Raw genomic sequence first — 20,914 nt, 5'->3', positions numbered from 1 at the left:
CCTTCTTTCTTCAAACTAGGAATTAGACAATTTACCACGAAATTTGACACATTAAACATCAAAAAGTTCCCGTCTTTACGCGGCCATCTTTACAAACAAGGCATCAGTTGCGATCTTTCGATTAATATTTACAGCAAAGTTTCTTCGAAGGCCTTCGATCTCATTGAGCCAACTGGCCAGTTCTGTTTTGGTTGAACGGGCGGTTGCCTCAAATATCCGCTTCTCAAGGTCGCTGTTTTCCAGAAATTGCGTTTCGGCATTGAGCTTCATAAGCCAAGCATCTCTGATCAAGCTTTCCAATATCCCAAGATCTTCTTCAAAACGGTCCTTGTTCTTTTGATCGTGTAGCTTTTCGCCGAGCAGGAGTAGCTCGGCGAGCGAATTGCCGTTCGCCGCCATCGCCACCACCGAAAGCATCCTCTCGCGTGCAGAACTAAAAGTTTCCGGGTCAAATGCAAGAGCACGCGCAAAACTGCCGTTGGCAAATCTGGCGGCTAGGCTTGCATCAACCTCATTGAAGGCGTGGATCTGGATCAGAGCCCGTCTGATCTCCTCGGATGAGATAGGAGCAAAGCGAATTAGCTGTGCCCGTGAACGGATCGTTGGCAGTAAGCTGTCCGGACGTGAGGTGATCAAAATTATGTGCGATGTTGGCACAGGCTCTTCAAGTGTTTTGAGGAGAGCGTTCGAAGCCGCGTCGTTCATCAGATCAGCATCATCTACAATGAAAAAACGTGCCTTCCCCTCGAAGGGCCGGAAATTGGCTTCACTTTCAACTGCGCGGATCGATCCGACACGAATATTCCGTTTGAAGGGAGCCACCAAACATACATCCAAGTGGAAGCCGATAAAAACGCGTTCGTAATCTTCGCCTTTCTCTGATCTGGGTGGCTCGATGTTCACTACGCGGATACATGAGTGGCAAATCCCGCATGGCGTAGCGTCATTCTGAGAAAGGCAAAGACTTGCCTTTGCCAATTGGTACGCAAAAAGCTTCTTCCCGACCCCAGGCGGACCTGCAAAAATTAGCGAGTTCGGCACTCGACCCGATCTCGCCATATTAGAAAGGATTGTTTTGACAAGCGTATTTCCAGCTATCAAATCAAACATTGTCATCCTCTAAAAAACGGTCGATCGTATCCATAACAACTCGATGCGTTTCCTCTATAGAGCCGCTCGCGTCTATGACGACGAATCGTTCCGGCTCGCGCTTTGCGATCGCAAGATACTCCTCACGAACTCGTGAATAGAACTCTGCTGTCTCCAGATCCATTCTATCAGTCTTGGCGGTGCTTGATATGCGTTCGGAAATACGAGCAATCGCTTGTTCGACGGGAATATCGAAATACAATGTAAGGTCAGGAGAAAGTCCGCCGGTTGCGAGCTTTATTACCTTCTCAACGGTCTTGCGGCCAAATAGCCGTCCGCCGCCCTGGTATGCGACCGTTGCATCAACAAAGCGATCAGAAATAACGATGCGCCCGTCAGCGAGTGCCGGCCTTATCAGAAGCTCAACATGCTGCGCCCGATCTGCCGCAAAAAGTAGCAGCTCGGCCATTGGCGCCACCATTTCTTCTGTCTCAAGAAATACCTCACGGAGCCGTCGGCCTAAAGGCGTCCCGCCGGGTTCGTGGGTAGCAAGGACATCACGACCGCGTGACCGCAGTTCGCCCACGAGCATACGGTGCTGGGTAGATTTGCCGCTGCCGTCAATCCCCTCAAACGTGATCAGCTTTCCTTGCAATGCGTTGAGATCAGTGAGTGTCCGGTGATTTTTTTTCTTGCGAGATCGTCGAGATCGCGTGCTTGAAAACCAAAAAATCCTGGCCGCCGACGTCAAGCAGGACCGAGAACTTATCAAAGCTCTTTATTCTACCGGCAAGCGTCGCTCCCTGAAGCAGATGAACCACGACCGGGATCCGTTCACGCCGAGCGGAATTTAAAAAAGCATCCTGAATGTTCTGGGCAGCTTGTTTTTCCATAACATTACCAGTTTAACTCATTTGATTTGGGCTCAGTTCGCAAAGTATAGCAGATTTTTCTGTAGAAGCACGAAAAATCGGAGCTAAATCAAAAATTTACAAAGATTTACGGTTTATCGCGCTAATCCTTCTACCGGAAGGTTGTGACGCCTCTTTTTAAGAATACGGTCAAACTGCTGAAAAATGTTTCCAAACCTTTCGATAGTAACGTAAAATCTTAAACATTGATGGACTCAGGCTGCATTATTGGTTCAGGAATCAAGGTACTTTTGACGGCGATATTGTTATCGCTGTGCGTTTCCGCTCAGGAATTGGTGGATCGCACGATGGCGATAGTGAGCGACGGGATACGCAACGAATTGATAACGCTATCGGACGTCAGGTGGCAACTGGCTCTTCAGCCCGGAAGTAGCCTTGAACCGATCTCTCAGGATGAGGTTGAAGGCGCACTTCGTCTCGTCATCGAGCAACGTATCTTTGCCCTTGAGGCCGACCGCCTTCCGCGTAACCCGCCTACTGAGAAAGAGGTGCAGGACGAGATCGCGGTCTTATTGCGTGCCTTCCGTTCAACAGCAGAGTTTGAACGTCGGTTGCGGCTTGTAGGTTTCGCTTCTATTCGCGACCCAAACTTCGAACGTCTGATCGCTCAGCGGCTTTCAATAGAAAAATATCCAAACATAATCACGATATACGAGATCGGCGAGAACGAATACGGCAGCTTTCTTGCGACCGAATTTGTGGAAGGCAGAACCCTCCGTCAAATAATGAAAACAGAATCCATCACGCTTGTCAGGGTTCTGCGCATTATCGAACAGGCGGCTAATGCCCTCGTCGCAGCGCACGCTGCAAAGATCATTCACCGCGATATAAAGCCGGAAAATATAATGGTCCGCCATGATGCGATCGTTAAGGTGCTGGATTTCGGCCTTGCGAAACCTATCATCGAACTCGGCAGCGTCGACCAGACCTCCAGCAACAAGACAATACCAGGTACCGTGATGGGCTCAGCGCGCTATATGTCGCCGGAACAGGCTCGTGGCCATGAGGTTGACGAGCGTACGGACATTTGGAGTCTTGGCGTTGTGCTGTACGAAATGTTGACCGGGCATCCGCCCTTCGATGGCGAGACCACAGCAGATACGATCGCTGCGGTCGTTTATAAAGAACCTGTGCCTTTGGCTCACCTTCTTCCCAACGTTCCTTTTGAACTCCAGCGGATCTTACGTAAAGCTCTGCAAAAAGATCGAGAAGAACGCTATCAGAACGTAAAAGACCTAGCACTCGACATAAAAGATCTTTTATATACGATCGAACACGCAAACAGCGGCGACCGAACCGCTCATGTGATCTCTGATCCAAATTTTTCAGAAAATCCGACCGTCGTACACCGCACCGTTAGAGGCGAACAGAGAACAAATTTTGTAGGTCCGCGCTCTTCGTCGCCGGATCACTTCAGAGGAACAGGCCGCAGTCTTGGAAAGACCGCTCTCGCAGCCGGAGCTCTTCTTCTTTTACTCACCGCGATCGGGCTTGGACTTTTGAATTGGTTTTCGGCCGAACCGCCGCTCTCGGCGAATGCGTTTGCCGCTCCGCAGGTCTCTCGGGTCATAACGGATGGGCGTGTGATGCAGCCTGCTATCTCACCTGATGGGAAATATATCGCATACATCAGCGGCGAGATGGGAGAGCGTCGCCTTGTTGTGCGCCAGATTGCGACGGACAGCATAGTTACGCTTGTCCAGCCGACGAATCTTAATTTGCTGTTTGTCTCATTCTCGCCGAATGGGGATTGGGTCTATTACACCGAAACCCGAAGCGATTATGCGGTAAATACGCTGTATCAGGTCCCGACTCTAGGTGGGACACCGAAGAAACTTATCGAGGATGTTGACGGAACGATAACCTTCTCGCCGGATGGAAAACGATTTGCCTTTGTCCGCCATATCGGCAAAACGAATGAGGACGTGATCTTCATTGCCGATGCGACAACTTTGGAACAAACGCGCCTGATCTCAACAAAAGATACTGAGTATCAAAGCTTTTCTAACCGTTTTGCTTGGTCACCGGATGGATCACGCCTTCTGCTCGGCGCCGGCATTCGCGAAGGAGGCTTTCTGTCCCGAATGGACATTGTTACTGTCGATATCTCTAAGCTTGATCTGGAAAAGCTCGGCACCCGTTCGTTCCATTTCTTAAATAGCTTCGTGTGGTTCTCGGATGGTTCTGGATTTGTATTTACCGGACGTGAGACCTTGAACGCACCAACACAGGTTTGGCGTGCAACTTATCCCGACGCCGATCTTGTTCAGGTTACTAACGACATAAATGATTACGGCGACGTAGGTATTTCGGCTGATGGCCGCAGACTGATAACCATAAAAGGCGATACCATCGGCGGCATCTGGAATTTGTCATCCCCGAAAGCGAATGCGGCCCAACTAACGATGGACAGTCGCGGCGTTGAAGGCATGTTCGGACTTGCACAATTTGCCGATGGGTCGCTGCTGTATTCCAGAAACAAGGTCAAGGAATCAGACCTATGGGTCGCCGGTAAAGACGGTAAAGGCGAACGTGCCCTTTTTGCCGATCAAGGTTTTGCGGTCAGCCCGTCGATCTCGCCCGATGGAAGATATATCGTCTTCAATCGTCAAAAGGACAACACCTCACAGATCTGGCGGATGGACGCGGACGGAGCGAACCCCATCCGGCTCACTAATGGTGGTGCGGAGATCATCGACCTTAATCCTCAGATCACTCCGGACGGCAACTACGTCATCTTTCAGCGCCAGATCATCGGACAGGACAGGTTTTCCATAATGCGTATTCCGCTTATCGGCGGCGATGCGGAGATCTTTCACCAAAACGAGACTCAAGGATTCTTTAACCCAAAGGTATCGCCGGATGGCAAACGGGTCGCGTACGGAAGCTATGACCTTTCCACGCTGGAAAAGAAGCTTAATATCGCAACACTGGAAAACGGACGATTTGGAAAACACGAGCGCGTAATCGAATATAATTTGATCAACAACTTTGCCTGGTCTCCGGACAGCCGGTCGCTGACGATCCTTACGAACCGCGGCGTCAGCCATAATCTCTGGCGACAGCCGATAGACGGTTCGGCCGCAACGCCGATAACAGATTTCAAGTCAGGGCGCATATTTAACTTTGCCTGGGGAAATGACGGCCGCAGCCTGCTTATTTCCCGCGGCAACACAAATAACGATCTGATTCTTGTGCGTGAAACGTCAGAGAACGTTCGGACGACGGAATCGGTTCGAACCACGCAAAGAAAAAGGGCCGTTGCCTGGCCCTTCTCGTATATCTTCGGGAATTTACCCTAGTCCCAGTCATCGATTTATGCGTTCGTTGAGAACGCCGGCCGGTCGCATCCCGAACCATTTGTTTTATTAACGCTTTTAAGGTCCGGCTCATTTTTCCCGTCAGTCTTGCTTTGGGTAATAAGTGCCACTGAAACTACGATTATGAACGCGGCGATCAGCATTTGTGCCGTTAGCGATTCACCCGCAATGCCCCATCCGAGCAATACCGCTACCACCGGATTTACATACGCATATGTTGCGACCATCGCTGGCTGCGCATTTTTCAACAGCCAGCTGTATGCAGTAAACCCTATCAGCGACCCGAAGATTATCAGATAGAGGAGTGCGAACAGCGAATTCGCCGAAACCGTCGCTGGATCGAACGTACTATGCTCACCCCGCAACAGCCCCACCACCAGCAGCGATACGCTTCCCGCTATCATCTGCATCCCGGCGGCCATTATCGAAGAACGCGGCATTGGAGCTTTGAGACCGTAGATCGAACCCGTAGCCCAGGAAAGAGCACCAAGGATAACGGCAAAGGTACCGATATACTGTCCACGGCCGCCCGGGCCGGACGCCGTCTCCGGCTGTCCTGTTATAAGCAGCCAGACGCCCACGAAACCGATCAGAAGACCGGCGATAACCTTCCAGTTCGGCCTGCCATTTCTCAGCCAAAGCCAGCTTAGTATCACGATCCAAAGCGGTTCGGTCGCCACAAGCAGCGCCGAAAGGCTTGATGAGATGTAATGCTGGGCAAGCACAACCGCACCATTACCTCCAAGCAGAAGGAACGTACCTACAATGAAACTCGTTCTCCAATGCTCTGCACGCGGCGGCTCATACTCCTTTGACATCCGGGCGAGAAGGAACAGCACCGAACCGGCAAATGCGAAACGTGCGCCTGCCATAAGGAATGGTGGCAAGGTTTCGATCGTGTATTTAATGGCAAGATATGTTGAACCCCAAAAGATATAGACCGCTGCAAATGCCGCGATAAGCACCGCAATATTCCGCTTATTCCCGTTCCCGTTCATTCCGATCATCCCCGATCCGTGTCTAGCTTTTTTTTCGCGACTCGTCGTTTATACACCTGTCCAAAGGCAACTCCATTGTTTCCTTAACCGTTTGCAGCACGACGGTCGTTCGCGTCGAAACGACCGTCGGTATGGATTTGATCTTTTCCTTTAAGAGTATCGAAAGATCCTCCGGATCCGACGCGCGAACTTTCAATAGATAAGAATCTTCTCCGGCAACGTCGTGGAGTTCGAGCACTTCCGGTATGTTGGCGAGCAACTCATCCGTTTCATAGCTGCATTCGCTCGTTCTAACGGAAACAAATGCGGTCAATCCGAACCCGACCGATCTGGGATCGACCGAAGCTGAATAGCCGCGGACCACTCCCCGTTCTTCCAGCTTTCTAATACGCTCCAAAACCGCCGAAGCGGCCAAATTGACCTGTCTCGCAACTTCGGCGTTTGACGTCCGTCCGTCACGTTGAAGAATATTCAATATTTCCCTATCTATTTCGTCGATCATTCGCTTATTATCTCAAATACAAGAATAATCATCTGCTATTGATCTGTCAATGCAATATTTGATCGCATCATAAACAAAATTGGCGAATATTATTCGCCTTGTGTTCATCCGAACATTTCTATTCGATTCCATACTAGTTTTTGCTGTATTCTCTCATCATGAACTCCGCCGCTACAGACCATAAAGAGAATCACTTTCTAGTCTCCTTCGACCCCGCTACGGGAAACGAGTTGGGCCGAATAGGTATAGATTCAGCCGCAGAAGTTGTAGAGATGGTGGACCGTTCCCGCCAATGTTTTCAGCAATGGCGCCGGACGAGCTTCGCGGAGCGAAAGCGGCTCATGATGAAGGCACGCGAAGTAATACTTGAAGAAATGGATGAGATCGCTGGCCTTATCTCTGCCGAATCAGGCAAACCGGTCGCAGAAGCTCTTGCGTTGGAGATCGCACCGGCTCTCGACCTGATGCAATGGGCCGCACGTGAGACCGAAAAGATGCTGAAACCTCGAAAGATCGGCATAGGACTTTTCTCACTTATGGGCAGGTCGTCCAAGATAATTTACCAACCGCTCGGTGTGATAGGGATCATTCCTGCCTGGAACTATCCGTTCTCCATCCCGATCGGCGAAGCGGCAATGGCACTAATGGCAGGCAACACGGTCGTGATCAAGCCTTCGGAGCTTACTCCTCTTGTCGGGCTGAAGATCGGGGAGATCTTTAAGAAAGCCGGTTTCCCAAAGAACGCGGTTCAAATTGTGTCAGGGGCCGGCGAAACAGGAGCTGCTCTGGTCGATGCGCGTCCGGACAAGATCGTTTTCACCGGATCCGTCGCAACTGGCAAGAAGATCGCCGAAGCGGCAGCAAAGGATCTGATACCTTTCGTGCTTGAGCTTGGCGGAAAAGATCCAATGATAGTTTTAGAAGATGCCGATCTCGATGCCGCAGCAAATGTTGCAGTTTGGGGAGCTTTTTCCAATGCCGGTCAGAATTGTGCCTCGGTCGAGCGGCTATTTGTTCATGAGCGAATTGCGGAAGAGCTGACACGTCGGATCATCGAGAAAACAAAACGCTTAAAACTTGGCCGCGGGACGGATCCGGACGTATCCATCGGACCGATGTCCTCTGAGCGGCAGGTAAGGATAGTTGAAAAACACGTTAACGATTTTCGCGAGGCAGGAGCAGTGATCGAGACCGGCGGCGAAAGGGATCCGGAAAAAGGCGAATTATTCTACAAACCGACCGTCATAACCGGAGCAAGGAACGAGATACGTCCGATGCAGGAAGAGACGTTCGGCCCGACGCTCCCGATCTGCACATTCACGACCGATGAAGAAGCCGTAGCCCTTGCTAACGACACCGAATTCGGGCTAACGGCAAGCGTATGGACCCGCGACATTAGTCGGGGCGAAAAACTTGCCGAAAAGATAGAGGCGGGCACAGTATGCATAAACGAACATCTTTACACTCACGGCATCGGGCAAACGCCTTGGGGAGGCTTCAAGAATTCGGGCCGCGGCCGGACTCACGGCCAGGAGGGGTTAATGGAGCTCGTCCAGCCACAGCATATCCACACTAATCGCATCACGTTACTGCCCGATGCGTGGTGGATGCCATACTCAGCGACCGCTATTCAGACCTTCAGGCAATTTGCCACAAAGTTTGCCAGCGGCTCGCTTTTCAAGACCGCAAAAATGCTTCCGCAGCTATTGAAGCGGATCAGAGAGATTCGGCGCGGTTAGCTTTCAGATGGTTTTTGCACGGTTACTCTCAGGTAGGTTGCGGCGATCCTTGTTCTCCCGGGTTCACCGCTTTGGTTCTGTGCTGTAAAAAGTTCGGCAAGTTCTGCAAACAGCATGTTCTCTTTGCCGTTTTGCCGGGCTGCTTCGAACGCGTTCATCGTCGGTCCGTAATAGTCGCGAAACATTTCTACAAACTCTGTTGGCGTTCCGGCAAAGTCAAAAACATAGGGAACCTTTTCAAAAGAGACGTTTCCTCCGGGAATTCCCACGGCGATGAAACGCTCGACCACACTTTCCTCTACGCCCCATGTCATCGGCGAAACAAATCCTTCGGGCGGAGGCGGTGAATAGGCAGAACTTATCCGCAGTATTTGTGCTACAAGCGTAGGGTCGCCGGGTATCCAGTTGCCCATAACGATCCTTCCTCCCGGTTTCGTTACGCGTACCATCTCTTTCGCAACATCAAATGGCCGCGGCGCGAACATAGCCCCGAAAATGCTTATCGTAAGATCGAACGAATCGTCCGAGATGCCCGAGAATCTCTGCGGTTTTGGCTGCAACGGCGTCGGCGGCAGCCGGCTTGGTTCCGGCTGTTCTGACCCGTATTCTGCGAGTTTGAATTCGGGTCCAAATCTGGGTTCAAGGGCGTGGATCAATCCGTTCACGGGATTCTTCCCGCGGAATGATTCAGCCACACCGAACAACAATCACACCGGACACAATCACACAGGCACATCGCACAGGATACTTACTGAGATAAATGATCTGAATACCAACCTCAATCCGGGAGCGACGTATTATGCGGAGGGACAATACGTAACTCCGCACGAATACGCTTGGTGCCAGGCGAATCCGACGCAGTGCAATATGTATAACAACGTGTCCTACCGCAGATACAACGTTACCGGTACTGCCTCGCCGTTCAGTTTCTCGCCGGTCGGCGCAACGGTAAGAATGCAGCCGGCTATCGCTGCATGGACCGGAGCCACCTTGGTCCAGATCCATCCGGCTCCGTTAGAAGACGGTGTGGGTATCGTTGCTTACAAGGTCTCAAACCCCTCTGTAGGTGTTTGGCAGTATGAATACGTTATCTATAATCAAAATCTTGATAGAGCGATCCAGAGATTTAGCGTGCCGGTCGGAGCAGGTGCGAACATCAGCGCTGTAGGCTTCCACGCACCACCGCAACACCCTGGCTGGAGCGCCGATGGAACAGTCGGAAATGCAGGATACAGCAGCACGCCTTGGGCCAATACTTTGGCGGCGAATTCAATAACTTGGAATACAGAAACATTCGCTCAGAATGAGAACGCGAATGCCATCCGCTGGGGAACAGCATACACATTCCGTTTTACCTCTAACAGGCCGCCGGAATTGGCAAACGCAACGGTCGGATTCTTCAAACGTGGAGACCCGATCCAGGTTCAGGTGCTCGCACCGAGTGCACCTGCGGCCAACGTTTCTATCTCGGGCCGCGTTATGTCCTCTCCGGGAGTGGGCGTCCGAAACGCTTTGGTTATGGTTACAGATTCGCAGGGCACATCGCGAATGGCCTATACCGGCACGTTTGGTTACTACATAGTAGAGAACATCGTTCCGGGTGCAACCTATACCGTGACTGCCGTTTCCAAGGGAATGACATTCCAGCCCGTGCAGATACAGGTAAATCAAAACATTACCGGGCTTGATTTCACCTCTTCAACCAACTAGAATTTTGTCAAATTTCGAAGCGGCCTTCGGGCCGCTTTTTTGCTTTAAATCCGATGCGTAAGAATGAAATGACCAGCGGAAAATTATCCGGGATCTTCAGACACTTCACAACCGCAGCATTGATATGTTCGCTTTCGATCAGCTTGATCGCACAGCGGCCCGAAACCACCTCGACCAGTAGTGTCACTGGATCAACATCTGCGATCGAAAAGCTGAGGGAACGTATTCAAGCACGCATCTCAGACCCCGCGGTCGCGCGCGGTTCTATAGGCATAAAGATCGTTTCATTGAATTCGGGAACGGTCATATTCGAGCAGAACGCAGAGAAATACTTTATGCCAGCCTCGAATATGAAGAATTTTACGGTTGCTGCCGCTTTAGAGAAACTGACGCCCAATCACAAACTCACGACAACCATTTATGCTCATGCAAAACCGGATGCAGATGGAACCCTCAAGGGCGATGTTGTAATAGTCGGCGGAGGCGATTTTTCGATTTCCTATTCGTTTCATGATGGCGACCGGCTCCGAGGCATCGATCGTGTGGTTGATGCTCTGATCGCCGCCGGTGTTAAAAGGATCGATGGTAATCTGATCGGCGACGATACGTATTTCAAGGGGTCTGTTTTTCCGCCAGGTTGGGAATGGGATGATCTCCAATGGTATTACGGGGCAGAAGTTTCGGCTCTTCCCGTAAATGACAATGTTGTTTCGCTTAGCATAAAGCCAAGTTCGGTGGGTTCGACATGTACCGCTCGGATACAACCGTTTAATTTCGTGATGCGTATAGCCAACCGGTGTATGACTGTCGCCGCAGGCTCGCCCCGGACATTGCAGATAGAAAAACGGATCGCCGAAAATCTGATAGAGATCAGCGGGGAGCTACCGGTCGGGAACGAAGGCTTTGACAACAACATAACGGTTTCGCGTCCGGCGGATATGTTTGCCTCGCTACTTAAGCAGCGTCTCGAAGAAAAAGGCATAAGCGTCTCGGGTCGCGGATACGCTATACCATCTGGCCAAGAACCGGTTCGTCCTACTGAAGTGATCGCCCGAATCGAGTCTCCAAATATGGCAGTGCTTGCCGCGCGAACGATGAAACCCAGCCAGAATATGTACACTGAGGTGCTACTTCGAACTCTAGGCGAAGAGGAGAGAAAAAAGGCTCTTCTGCGTCCGGGCCAAAACCCCTCCAGCACGGAACTTGGCATACGCGCGGTTTCCGATTTTCTCAAGAATGCTGGAATACCTGAGGACGGCATCATTCAATTTGATGGAAGCGGCCTCTCGCGTCATAACCTTGTTACGCCATCCGCCGTTACTGCGCTTTATGTTTATATGGCGAAACGGAGTCGTTATTCTCAGGCGTGGAGGGAAAGTCTTACGATCGGCGGCGTGGACGGCACACTCCGAAACCGGTTTCGCGGGACACGCGGCGAAGCAAATGTGCGCGGCAAGACAGGCACCATAAATCAGGTCTCGGCTCTTTCCGGATATGTCAGGACCGCTGCCGGGGAAGAACTTGTATTCTCGATGCTTGTGAACGGTGTTCCTGAGACCCGCACACGCGTCGGATTGATCGATGAGATAGTGCTTATGCTTGCAAACTTAGACCATAAGATCGAGCCAGCTCCGATCAATTGACTGTCTAATACCTCAAATACAGTCAAACAAATGCGAAGCCGAGCGACCCGGAACATCCGCACTCCGATCGGAGTGATGTTTAGCCACTTTACCAGCGTCCGCCGCCGTGGTTGCCGCGTCGATTGCCGCCGCGATCGTCGCGCGGACGAGCCTCATTCACCACCATATTGCGGCCGTCGTATTCCATACCGTTGAATTGGGCGATCGCGTTGTTTGCATCGCTCTCATTTGCCATCTCAACGAAACCGAAACCGCGCGACCGGCCCGTCTCACGATCATAAACGACGTTTGCTGATGCAACCTCACCTGCTGCGGCAAAGTGCTCTTGCAGATCCTCACTGGTTACGCGAAACGACAGATTCCCGACATAAAGTTTGTTACTCATTTTCCTCTCAGATGTAAGCTGTGTGAAGCAAAAGGCAGGAAATAGCGGAGATGAAAACAATGACCTCCGAGAACAGCAAAGCGACGCGGCCTCCAACCCCAAAAAATCAAGCGCTTCTAAACTGACAAAAACCGAACTCTCCAAACCGCACCGAAAAACGTCGCTCAACTTAACCGGACGATCCGTATCTTCCGAGATACCAACTGAGAGCAGATCAAGAGGAAGTATGCCCCTTTTCTTTTTGACAATCAAGAACATCAGGGCTGCAGGCTGTGAAATGTAGACCATGCTTCCCCGAAGTTCGCACACCTTTTATGATGACAATCGCAAAATAGCTACTGTCTGTCATGATCGTTCTCAACTCAAGATCTTTCGGGATTCGGCTATGAATACAAAGGAGCCCATCCGCCCTCCCGAGCTAGACCTAGCTGGAAAACAGAAAGATATAGGATTACAAACCAATATCTATATGAGGAAACACATCGGCCACTATTACAGGCATATTTATGATGATCGCCTATTTCTCTGCTTCCTCGATATTTTTTACAAGCCGATGTAACGAGCGTAGAGCGAGCGAGCGAGCCCAATATCGTCGGTACCTTTGATGATCGCGCGTGCATCACGAAATACGGTTATCTCGTGGCCATTAACAGTGAATCGGACAAGGTATTCGTTTTGATCGACCGAGGTAATGAACTTGATCTTGTCCGACAACGCGTCAAGATCGAAACTCCCCCGATGCGACGGTGCTATTTGGACAGCATCACGCCCGCAGAGTACAGCGGCGAATTCGCCAGAGTCAGCATCCAAAAATTCAAAGTTCCTGTGCCCACAACAGATGCAATTCTCATTTGGCCGGGAAAGCGCGATCTTTCGCCACTCATTGCTCCACACGTCTATCTGCAACAGAGAATTATGCAGCGAAGCAGTATCACCAACTAGTATCTTTAATGCCTCTGCAACCTGAATTGCCGAGATACTGGATATTATCGGCATTATCACGCCGGCCGTATCACAGGTCGGCGACGAGACTGCGTCAGGGATCTCTTCAAAAATACAGCGAAGACAAGGTGTCTTGCCGGGACGAACGGTCATAGTCGTGCCGTAGCTTGAAACTGCAGCGCCGTAGATCCAGGCAAGACCATTCCTTACAGACGCATCGTTGAGAAGATAGCGGGTCTGAAAATTATCCGTGCCATCGAGCACGAGATCGCAAGCTTTGATCAGCGACTCAACATTAGAGGCGTTGACGTCCGCCACTACTGCTTCTACATCTATTTCGGAATTTATCTCTGAGATACGCTGTTTCGCCGCGGCGGCCTTTGGAAGACGAAGCTCTGCATCTTGTTCTTTGAAAAGAGTTTGCCGATGCAGATTCGAGTATTCCACGAAATCGCGATCGACGATGCGGAGATTTCCAACGCCAGCGCGCGCCAACATCTCAGCATGCGAAGCCCCAAGAGCTCCGCAGCCGACGATCAGGACTCGCGATGAGTGTAGCCGCTCCTGCCCCTCGATGCCTATCTCGCGGAAAAGTACCTGTCGGCTGTAACGATCGTTCATTGACGATTCGAGAATATCAGAGTGATAAGGAAGAAACGAACCGTTGAGCTAAACGTATTGAAAGACTGGTGGATCAAATATCGATATTTAGGTCCAGGAGATGATGCACTATAGATACCGCATCAAGATCGGCACCCGCATTGCTGAAAAAGGGTTTTGAACTACCAGTGCGGCGTTCAAGATTAGAAAGTCGGTATCGCTCTTCGCGCAGCCTACGCCGTTCTTCCTCTATCTCGATACGTTCCTTTACGCGCTGGCGAGCGGTCCCGCCCGAAAGAATAAAGTCGATTATCTTGGGGAGCTCATCTGCATCAAACCAAACTCCGTGCTGCTTACAAATATCAATGATAATGCCGGAGGAACGCGCAAAATTGCTGCGGTTCATAAGCTGCTTGCAGTCAGGACAAGGTACATAAGATATCGCGGCAGGATGTACCTGCGGATGAGCATTACTGCCAATGAAACCAAGGACTGCAGATCGCTGCTCGCCATTTGCACAGATATTCTCAAACGTAGCGACATCAGACCAAAAACCGCCGCATTTTTCACATTCTCGTATCGAGATCGAATCGATCGCGAGCATTTGCAAAGGCCGTTTACATCTCGGGCAGTCGCCGCCGGCATTTTCCTCTACGACAACGGCGGCCGTCGCCGGGGAGCCGCAGTGTGAACAAAATTTTGAGCCAAGGAACATCAGTTCAAGGCAAGCCTGGCAGCCAACCGTTTTCAAACGCGAACGGCAGAATTCGCATTGTGTTCGGTCGCTCATCACCGCACCGCCGCAATTTGGGCAATTCAGCGCTTTCGGTTGTAAAGGTAAATTCATTTGGCAAGTATTTTCAACGCAGCATTTCGCATTGATGCTTTATCAGGAATCGTTCCTGTCCATATCTCGAACTGTTTCGCTCCTTGAGCGAGCAGCATTTCAAGCCCGTCGATCGTTCTGCATCCGGCAGCACGTGCTTCACGCAGAAGTTGTGTTTCACGGGGATTGTAGATCAGGTCATAAACGATACTTATGCCGGAAAGAAGCTCCGCCCGGATCGGCATTTGGTTCTCAAGTTCGCCACGTGTTCCGAGCGGCGTGGCATTTACGATGATATCAGTTTCCAGCTCTGACGGCTCATCTGACAAGATGGCAGATTCAACCTCGAATTCTTCAGCGAGAGCCTTTGCCTTGCGCGGGTCACGAGCCAGCAGTTCAACATCGGCACCGACGTTCTTCAGCGCATACAAGCACGCGCGAGCCGCACCGCCGGCGCCTATCACAGTTACACGAGTCCCGCCAAGGTCTGGCACGATCTTTAACAGAGGCTTGATAAACCCGTCCGCATCTGTATTGAAACCAACGACCTTGTTATCGCTTAGCTTTATGGTATTCACCGCACCGATCTTTTCGGCCGTTTCGTCGATGGCGTCAAGGTAGTCAATTAGCGACCGCTTGTGTGGGTTCGTAACAGCAAAACCGCGGAAGTTCAGATCGATCTCGCGAGTTACGGGGCTAACCATTCGCCTTATGAACCCACCAATGTCTAAAACCTGAAAAGGCACGAAAACGCGGTTCATCTTGCTTTCTCGGAACGCCGCGTTCTGAATATACGGAGACATCGAATAGCTTGTATCTCCGGCGATGATCCCGAAAACCTCGGTCTCGGTATCAAGGTCGTTGACACGGTAAACCTCATCCAACTCACCAGCCATTATCTGTCCCGGAGCTGTTCCGCCTTCTTCAAATAAGAGAATCGGTACTCCTCCTCCAAGTCGCTTACGAGTTCTCAAAACCGGAACCTGGACGCAGTTAGTTTTAATGGCGTTACACTCCGTCGTGAAGATAGCTGCCGCCGTTTGAGGCAGGTCCTGCGAGGTACGTTGGATTTGAGATTATGAAGGCCCGCAAAATGCCCCATAAAAGGGGATCGGCAGTAGGGATGGAAACTCTCCCTGCCTGGTAATCACGCAATATCGAATCTGCAATATTCCCTGCGAATGCATGTAATTGCGCATTCCAACGGAGCCTGGCCAATCCTGTCATACGGAAGTAAAGTGCATCTGCAACATATGCCGCGGCCTCATCGTCAACCGCAGGAATTGCGGTTCTCTGAAGGTCAAAAGCTGCATGGACGGCCTCATGAAGCAGAAGCCCCTGATTTGCCCGTCCTATCACCGGTGGTGTCTCGATAGTATTTGAATCGGGATGGTACAGGGCTCCTACACCGGCTCCGAATGTGGTAGAAACAATAACCCGGATACGGCGATTTTCCACGGCGCGGGCGACCTGTTCAAATGTTCGACGCCGGATCGTATGAGTTGTGCCTCCGGAATCGAACGAAAATCTGATTCGCATTGCCTCGGGGCTACGGAGAATGGAAATTACTCGCTGTCGAGTTGTCATTTTGAAGAATCTCCATATTAAGATTTACATATGAGGTGATTAACATCTGCATTAGTACCACTGCGGAGACGCGAATGATGCTTATTTTTGCATTAGCGGATCATTGAGCGACGCGTTGGGAGTGTAAGTCTCCAATTCGTCCCTATTCAAGGCGTGCAAGTATGCCGACCATTCGATATTCTTTAATGAATGGAAAAGCCTTTGGTGGCAATAGTAGGACGGCCTAATGTAGGCAAATCAACACTTTTTAACCGATTGACCGGTTCACGTCGATCGATCGTCGGTGATGAGCCGGGAATTACCCGCGATCGCATTTATGGCGATGTCGAATGGGCAGGAAAGGAGTTCCAACTTGTTGATACGGGCGGTATCGTCCCCGATGATGATGCTATTATCCCGGCAAACATCTTCAAACAGGCGGCGTTTGCGATCGAAAAAGCGCAGGCGATTATTTGGGTGGTCGATGCACGTGCTGGTTCGACGCCGCTCGATGAAGAGATCTTCAGGTACCTTCGAAATATTGGAAAGCCGGTTTACATAGCTGCAAACAAGGCAGAATCAAAGACAGTCGAAAATGAGGCAGCGGAGTTTTATCGTTTCGGATTTGATGTAGTTCCGCTTTCCGCAGAACACGGAACATCGGTCGGCGATCTTCTTGATAAAGTAACTGATGCGTTTGAGATCTCCGGAGGTGAGGAGAATACCGATCCGAAAGAAATTCGACTCGCTATAATCGGACGGCCAAACGTAGGGAAATCATCGCTGGTGAATGCGATCTTAGGGGAAGAACGCGTGATCGTATCGCCCGTCGCAGGTACTACTCGCGACGCTATCGATACGAGTTTCTCTGCTGATGGGCATAGGTTCCAATTGATCGACACCGCTGGTATTAGGCGGAAAGGAAAGACGACGGAAATGGCGGAAAAGCTTTCCGTTATCATGGCCACGAAAGCGCTAGAACGGGCTGATGTAGCAATTCTATTGATCGACGCCGTTGAGGGAGTTACTAATCTTGATGCAAGCATTGCCGGTTATGCTGTCGATGCAGGATGTTCCGTGATAATAGCACTTAACAAGTGGGATGCTGTTGCCGAAAAGGAGACCAACACTGTTTACGAATTCGAGCGCGAGATCCGTCGGCAAATCAAATTTCTTGATTGGGCTCCGATCATATCAATCTCGGCTCTTTCTGGCCAGCGTGTGCCAAAAATACTTCCAATGGTCGTACGGGCGAATGAGGCACGCAATCTCCGTATTTCAACATCGCAACTGAACAAGTTCTTCGAAGAGAACATCGAGCAGCCGAAAGGCGGAACTGCTCCTGCTCCGGTAAAAGGCGGTGTTTCGCGTTTAAGGGTCCAATACATAACTCAAGGTGGGTTAAGGCCGCCGCTGTTCGTCCTGTTCACTTCGGGTGGAAGCAAAGCCGGATTACACTTTTCATATTTGCGATACATCGAAAATAGATTACGAGAGGCTTTTGAATTCTATGCGACCCCGATAAGATTGAAGGAACGTAGAAAGGCTCCAAAGAAGAAATGACCTTACCAGATAGAAGTCATTGAACGATCGTAAATAGATGATGGATGTAGTTTTAATTCTGATCAGGCTTTTCCTTTTCGGTGTCTTTGCTCTGGCCGGCATCGGAAAGCTTATGGATGCAGAGGGCTCCGAGAGCGCTGCACGTTCGTTCGGGGTTCCTGATGGTTTTGTGAAGCTTGTCGGTCGCGGTCTGCCTGTTATTGAGATCTTTGTTGCGATACTTTTCCTTTTTTCAGGAACAGCCTGGCTCGCCGCGATCTTTGGTTTATTATTGATTCTCGTGTTCATTGGCGGAATGCTATTTCAGATCGCCAAAGGCAATGCTCCGGATTGCCATTGTTTTGGTCAGATCCACAGCGAACCTGTTGGAAGCTCAAGCGTCATACGTAACTGTCTTTTTGGTTTACTTGCATTATTTCTTGTGGCTCAAGGGGTCTCTGGACAGGGGCCTGCGATACTTGAGAACGAATCTGATATGACATCGACGATCCTGTTGTTATTGCTGCTTGCCGCGGTGGTGGCAGCGGTAGTTTTTCTTAAGCAGATCTTTGACCAACAAAAGGAGATAATTCGGCGAATTGATCTCTTAGAAGTTATTTCCCGCGACGGCGGCCATGTTGAGAGGGAAGAAGCCGTTCCTCCTTCTGAGGGACTTGCTATTGGCTCGCCCTTTCCTGAATTTAACTTACGCACGCTTTCCGGAGAGACCGCAACTCGTTCGAGCGTTTTTGATTCTGGAAAGCCGAGTCTTGTCTTTTTTGTTAGCCCGGAATGTGGGCCGTGTCGGGCTCTTTATCCGGAGATCAAGGAATGGCTTGGAGAACTGGGTGAGAGGATAAATTTTGTTCTTTTCAGTTCTGGAACAGCAAAGGCAAATGCAGACAAGTTTGGGGATGCAAAGGAGCTGATGATCCTGCTTCAAGATAAACGCGAGGTAGCGGAATTGGTCAAGGCACAATGGACCCCAACGGCACTATTTGTTTCCCGCAATGGAACCATTGCAAGTTTTGTTGCGGCGGGCGATAGTGCGATCCGTCAATTGGTTGATGACGTTAGTGAGCGAGATCTTTCAAGTGGTTATGTTTATGTTGCGACCACGAACGGAGCGAACCGTCCAATGCTCATCGGTGAACCAATACCCGAGTTTGATGCCGAGACCGTAAATGTTGGTCGTTTGACCTCCGACGCGATAAGAGGCAAGAAGACGCTTGCAGTTTTTTGGGGGCTATCCTGTCCTCATTGCGTTAAAATGCGCGAAGAGATTCTTGAGTGGGAAGGCGTTCGCGGGACTGATGACCCGAATCTTGTAGTTTTTGCTGATGGCGATCCGGAAGCAGTTAAAGAATTGGGGTTTAGGTCGCCAGTCGTTTTAGATCGGGAATATTCGATCTCAAAGAAAATCGGTATGCAGGGAACTCCTTCGGCAGTGGTGATCGATGAAAATGGGGTGATCGCCAGCAGCACGGCAGGTGGCTCGGAAAAGATCTGGGCCCTTATAGATCGTCGTATCTCACCAAAATGAGGCCAATTGAATTATTGATCGATGCCCGCGACGGGAACGCTCGGTCGGGCAAGATAATAACGCGCCGCTCCACGATCGAGACGCCAGTATTTATGCCTGTAGGAACGCAGGGTTCGGTAAAGGGCGTTCGCTTTGAATGGCTTGAAGAGGAACTCGACGCTCGGATAATCCTCGGTAATACGTATCATCTTTTTCTTCGGCCTGGTGCAGAAACCATCCGGCAGCTAGGCGGCCTTCATAGATTTACCGGCTGGAAGCGCGCATACTTATCAGATTCCGGCGGATTCCAGGTGTTTTCTTTGTCAGAACTGAGGAAGCTTAGCGAAGACGGGGTCGAATTTAGATCGCATCTGGATGGAAGCCGTTGCTTTCTTTCGCCGGAAATATCAATGGAGATACAAGCCGCTTTGGGTTCTGAGATAGTAATGGTTTTCGATGAATGTCCACCCGGCGACGCTGGGTATGAGGCGACCAGAAAAAGCTTGGAGCTGACAACGCGCTGGGCGGAAAGATCAAAACGCCGATTCAAAACCCTGCAAGACGCAGGAACGGATTCAGGTTATCTCGATTGCGAGGGAATCAGTGGACAACAGGCCTTGTTCGGCATCATTCAGGGGGCGGGGCACCTAGATCTTCGAGATGAAAGTCTGGAACGGACAGTTGAGATAGGATTTGACGGATATGCGATCGGTGGTTTGAGTGTTGGTGAAGAAAAGGAAGTAATGTATAGCGTGCTCGAACATGTTTCTCCTCAAATGCCTGACCACTCTCCAAGATATTTGATGGGCGTAGGAACTCCCGAGGATCTTGTTGAAGCAGTTTCTAACGGAGTCGATATGTTCGATTGTGTGATGCCAACGCGAAATGGACGAACGGGGAGTGTATTCACGTCTCATGGAAAGTTGAATATCCGGAACGCGAGATTTGCGACCGATGATGCCCCGCTTGATCTGGAATGCTCGTGTTCCGTTTGTCGGAGATATTCGCGAGCCTATCTGCGTCATCTTTATCAGGCTGGAGAAATAGCGGCAGCAATTTTATTGTCACATCATAACTTGGCTTTTTATCTTGGTCTGATGGCACGTATCAGGCAAGCAATTCGTTATGGCCGATTTAGTGAGTTCAAAAGGGAGTTTCTTAACAAACTTATTCAAAATGACGGCGAACGAGTTTGATTAACGCGATTCAAGCCTATATCATTTTCCTTTTGTCTTTAATTGTCTATAGAGATGGTCATTGTGAATCTTACCTTATTGTTGTTCCAGGGTGATGGCGGAGGTCTCTTTTGGGCGATCGCTCCGTTTCTGCTTATTTTTGGGATCTTTTATTTTCTTGTGATCCTTCCGCAAAAACGGCAAAGGCAGCAGCTTCAGGAAATGATCGCAAATTTGAAGATCAATGATGAGGTGGTAACCAATGGCGGCGTGATCGGTAAGATAAAAGAGATCAAGGAAACCAGCTTTATCATTCACAGCGCCGATAAATCATTTCTTGAGATCGGGAAGAGCGCTGTTGTAGGCAAACGAGCAGAAGAAGGTAAATAGGCAGTTAGTGGTGTACGTGTCGTAAGCAAATTT

General features: G+C 50.4%; 20 protein-coding genes. 9 read left to right on the top strand and 11 right to left on the bottom strand.

The window, feature by feature from the left end; all coding sequences use genetic code 11:
• Nucleotides 1–75: 75 nt before the first annotated feature.
• From JVX88_RS08690 to hfq, 3 genes are read right to left on the bottom strand one after another with little or no spacing between them, the layout of a single operon-like run.
• Nucleotides 76–1,110, bottom strand: a complete 1,035-nt coding sequence (locus JVX88_RS08690; protein ID WP_211626941.1) for an ATP-binding protein — start codon at nucleotides 1,108–1,110, stop codon at nucleotides 76–78.
• A complete protein-coding gene (gene tmk, locus JVX88_RS08685; protein WP_211626940.1) occupies nucleotides 1,103–1,744 on the bottom strand; it encodes a dTMP kinase in 642 nt (213 codons plus the stop codon). Before tmk ends, JVX88_RS08690 begins: the two co-directional genes overlap by 8 nt.
• Before the next feature lie 10 nt (nucleotides 1,745–1,754).
• Nucleotides 1,755–1,982, bottom strand: coding sequence for an RNA chaperone Hfq (gene hfq / locus JVX88_RS08680; RefSeq protein ID WP_211626939.1), 228 nt, complete (start codon nucleotides 1,980–1,982; stop codon nucleotides 1,755–1,757).
• Nucleotides 1,983–2,251: 269 nt separating this feature from the next.
• Between hfq and JVX88_RS08675 the strand changes: the two genes are divergently transcribed.
• A complete protein-coding gene (locus JVX88_RS08675; protein ID WP_211626938.1) occupies nucleotides 2,252–5,323 on the top strand; it encodes a protein kinase domain-containing protein in 3,072 nt (1,023 codons plus the stop codon).
• Nucleotides 5,324–5,337: 14 nt separating this feature from the next.
• Here the strand turns inward: JVX88_RS08675 and JVX88_RS08670 are convergent, their stop codons facing one another.
• Together JVX88_RS08670 and JVX88_RS08665 are read right to left on the bottom strand one after the other, a co-directional pair.
• A complete protein-coding gene (locus JVX88_RS08670; RefSeq protein ID WP_211626937.1) occupies nucleotides 5,338–6,339 on the bottom strand; it encodes an EamA family transporter in 1,002 nt (333 codons plus the stop codon).
• A gap of 22 nt (nucleotides 6,340–6,361) precedes the next feature.
• Complete coding sequence (locus JVX88_RS08665; RefSeq protein WP_211626936.1) at nucleotides 6,362–6,841, bottom strand: Lrp/AsnC family transcriptional regulator; 480 nt, start codon at nucleotides 6,839–6,841, stop codon at nucleotides 6,362–6,364.
• Nucleotides 6,842–6,999: 158 nt separating this feature from the next.
• On the opposite strand from JVX88_RS08665, the gene JVX88_RS08660 reads away from it, so the two are divergent.
• Complete coding sequence (locus JVX88_RS08660) at nucleotides 7,000–8,580, top strand: aldehyde dehydrogenase family protein (RefSeq protein ID WP_211626935.1); 1,581 nt, start codon at nucleotides 7,000–7,002, stop codon at nucleotides 8,578–8,580.
• On the opposite strand, the gene JVX88_RS08655 is transcribed toward JVX88_RS08660, so the two are convergent.
• Entirely contained in the window at nucleotides 8,577–8,993 is a 417-nt protein-coding gene (locus JVX88_RS08655) for a hypothetical protein (protein ID WP_263975480.1), read from the bottom strand. The genes JVX88_RS08660 and JVX88_RS08655 overlap by 4 nt on opposite strands.
• A gap of 82 nt (nucleotides 8,994–9,075) precedes the next feature.
• On the opposite strand from JVX88_RS08655, the gene JVX88_RS40505 reads away from it, so the two are divergent.
• Nucleotides 9,076–10,290, top strand: coding sequence for a carboxypeptidase-like regulatory domain-containing protein (locus tag JVX88_RS40505; protein ID WP_263975479.1), 1,215 nt, complete (start codon nucleotides 9,076–9,078; stop codon nucleotides 10,288–10,290).
• 53 nt (nucleotides 10,291–10,343) lie between these two features.
• On the top strand, nucleotides 10,344–11,933 hold the full coding sequence (gene dacB / locus JVX88_RS08645) for a D-alanyl-D-alanine carboxypeptidase/D-alanyl-D-alanine-endopeptidase (RefSeq protein WP_211626932.1): 1,590 nt from the start codon (nucleotides 10,344–10,346) through the stop codon (nucleotides 11,931–11,933).
• Nucleotides 11,934–12,021: 88 nt separating this feature from the next.
• Here the strand turns inward: dacB and JVX88_RS08640 are convergent, their stop codons facing one another.
• On the bottom strand, nucleotides 12,022–12,318 hold the full coding sequence (locus tag JVX88_RS08640; protein ID WP_211626931.1) for an RNA recognition motif domain-containing protein: 297 nt from the start codon (nucleotides 12,316–12,318) through the stop codon (nucleotides 12,022–12,024).
• 385 nt (nucleotides 12,319–12,703) lie between these two features.
• Between JVX88_RS08640 and JVX88_RS08635 the strand changes: the two genes are divergently transcribed.
• On the top strand, nucleotides 12,704–12,877 hold the full coding sequence (locus JVX88_RS08635; protein WP_211626930.1) for a hypothetical protein: 174 nt from the start codon (nucleotides 12,704–12,706) through the stop codon (nucleotides 12,875–12,877).
• On the opposite strand, the gene JVX88_RS08630 is transcribed toward JVX88_RS08635, so the two are convergent.
• From JVX88_RS08630 to JVX88_RS08615, 4 genes are all read right to left on the bottom strand, one after another.
• Nucleotides 12,862–13,881 carry a ThiF family adenylyltransferase gene (locus JVX88_RS08630; protein WP_211626929.1) on the bottom strand — a complete coding sequence of 340 codons (1,020 nt, stop codon included), beginning with the start codon at nucleotides 13,879–13,881 and terminating at the stop codon, nucleotides 12,862–12,864. The genes JVX88_RS08635 and JVX88_RS08630 overlap by 16 nt on opposite strands.
• Before the next feature lie 73 nt (nucleotides 13,882–13,954).
• On the bottom strand, nucleotides 13,955–14,650 hold the full coding sequence (locus tag JVX88_RS08625; RefSeq protein ID WP_211626928.1) for a zf-TFIIB domain-containing protein: 696 nt from the start codon (nucleotides 14,648–14,650) through the stop codon (nucleotides 13,955–13,957).
• 53 nt (nucleotides 14,651–14,703) lie between these two features.
• On the bottom strand, nucleotides 14,704–15,660 hold the full coding sequence (gene aroE / locus JVX88_RS08620) for a shikimate dehydrogenase (protein WP_211626927.1): 957 nt from the start codon (nucleotides 15,658–15,660) through the stop codon (nucleotides 14,704–14,706).
• 34 nt (nucleotides 15,661–15,694) lie between these two features.
• Nucleotides 15,695–16,273 (bottom strand): hypothetical protein, encoded by a 579-nt coding sequence (locus JVX88_RS08615; protein ID WP_211626926.1) that lies wholly within the window; start codon nucleotides 16,271–16,273, stop codon nucleotides 15,695–15,697.
• A 189-nt stretch (nucleotides 16,274–16,462) separates the two neighbouring features.
• Between JVX88_RS08615 and der the strand changes: the two genes are divergently transcribed.
• The 4 genes from der (at nucleotide 16,463) to yajC (ending at nucleotide 20,881) form a co-directional block, all read left to right on the top strand.
• On the top strand, nucleotides 16,463–17,815 hold the full coding sequence (der, locus tag JVX88_RS08610; RefSeq protein ID WP_211626925.1) for a ribosome biogenesis GTPase Der: 1,353 nt from the start codon (nucleotides 16,463–16,465) through the stop codon (nucleotides 17,813–17,815).
• A 37-nt stretch (nucleotides 17,816–17,852) separates the two neighbouring features.
• A complete protein-coding gene (locus JVX88_RS08605; protein ID WP_211626924.1) occupies nucleotides 17,853–19,337 on the top strand; it encodes a MauE/DoxX family redox-associated membrane protein in 1,485 nt (494 codons plus the stop codon).
• On the top strand, nucleotides 19,334–20,512 hold the full coding sequence (gene tgt / locus JVX88_RS08600) for a tRNA guanosine(34) transglycosylase Tgt (protein ID WP_211626923.1): 1,179 nt from the start codon (nucleotides 19,334–19,336) through the stop codon (nucleotides 20,510–20,512). Before JVX88_RS08605 ends, tgt begins: the two co-directional genes overlap by 4 nt.
• Before the next feature lie 63 nt (nucleotides 20,513–20,575).
• On the top strand, nucleotides 20,576–20,881 hold the full coding sequence (gene yajC, locus JVX88_RS08595; RefSeq protein WP_211626922.1) for a preprotein translocase subunit YajC: 306 nt from the start codon (nucleotides 20,576–20,578) through the stop codon (nucleotides 20,879–20,881).
• Nucleotides 20,882–20,914: the final 33 nt, after the last annotated feature.

This window comes from Leptolyngbya sp. 7M (assembly GCF_018128485.1).
This window is presented reverse-complemented; position numbering and strand designations above follow the sequence as displayed.

Coding starts and splice junctions, on each gene's coding strand:
- JVX88_RS08690 (WP_211626941.1), bottom strand. CDS start 1,110: ATGTTTGATTTGATAGCTGGAAATACGCTTGTCAAAACAATCCTTTCT.
- hfq (WP_211626939.1), bottom strand. CDS start 1,982: ATGGAAAAACAAGCTGCCCAGAACATTCAGGATGCTTTTTTAAATTCC.
- JVX88_RS08670 (WP_211626937.1), bottom strand. CDS start 6,339: ATGAACGGGAACGGGAATAAGCGGAATATTGCGGTGCTTATCGCGGCA.
- JVX88_RS08665 (WP_211626936.1), bottom strand. CDS start 6,841: ATGATCGACGAAATAGATAGGGAAATATTGAATATTCTTCAACGTGAC.
- JVX88_RS08660 (WP_211626935.1), top strand. CDS start 7,000: ATGAACTCCGCCGCTACAGACCATAAAGAGAATCACTTTCTAGTCTCC.
- JVX88_RS08655 (WP_263975480.1), bottom strand. CDS start 8,993: ATGGGCAACTGGATACCCGGCGACCCTACGCTTGTAGCACAAATACTG.
- JVX88_RS40505 (WP_263975479.1), top strand. CDS start 9,076: ATGCTTATCGTAAGATCGAACGAATCGTCCGAGATGCCCGAGAATCTC.
- dacB (WP_211626932.1), top strand. CDS start 10,344: ATGCGTAAGAATGAAATGACCAGCGGAAAATTATCCGGGATCTTCAGA.
- JVX88_RS08640 (WP_211626931.1), bottom strand. CDS start 12,318: ATGAGTAACAAACTTTATGTCGGGAATCTGTCGTTTCGCGTAACCAGT.
- JVX88_RS08635 (WP_211626930.1), top strand. CDS start 12,704: ATGAATACAAAGGAGCCCATCCGCCCTCCCGAGCTAGACCTAGCTGGA.
- JVX88_RS08630 (WP_211626929.1), bottom strand. CDS start 13,881: ATGAACGATCGTTACAGCCGACAGGTACTTTTCCGCGAGATAGGCATC.
- JVX88_RS08625 (WP_211626928.1), bottom strand. CDS start 14,650: ATGAGCGACCGAACACAATGCGAATTCTGCCGTTCGCGTTTGAAAACG.
- JVX88_RS08615 (WP_211626926.1), bottom strand. CDS start 16,273: ATGACAACTCGACAGCGAGTAATTTCCATTCTCCGTAGCCCCGAGGCA.
- der (WP_211626925.1), top strand. CDS start 16,463: ATGGAAAAGCCTTTGGTGGCAATAGTAGGACGGCCTAATGTAGGCAAA.
- JVX88_RS08605 (WP_211626924.1), top strand. CDS start 17,853: ATGATGGATGTAGTTTTAATTCTGATCAGGCTTTTCCTTTTCGGTGTC.
- tgt (WP_211626923.1), top strand. CDS start 19,334: ATGAGGCCAATTGAATTATTGATCGATGCCCGCGACGGGAACGCTCGG.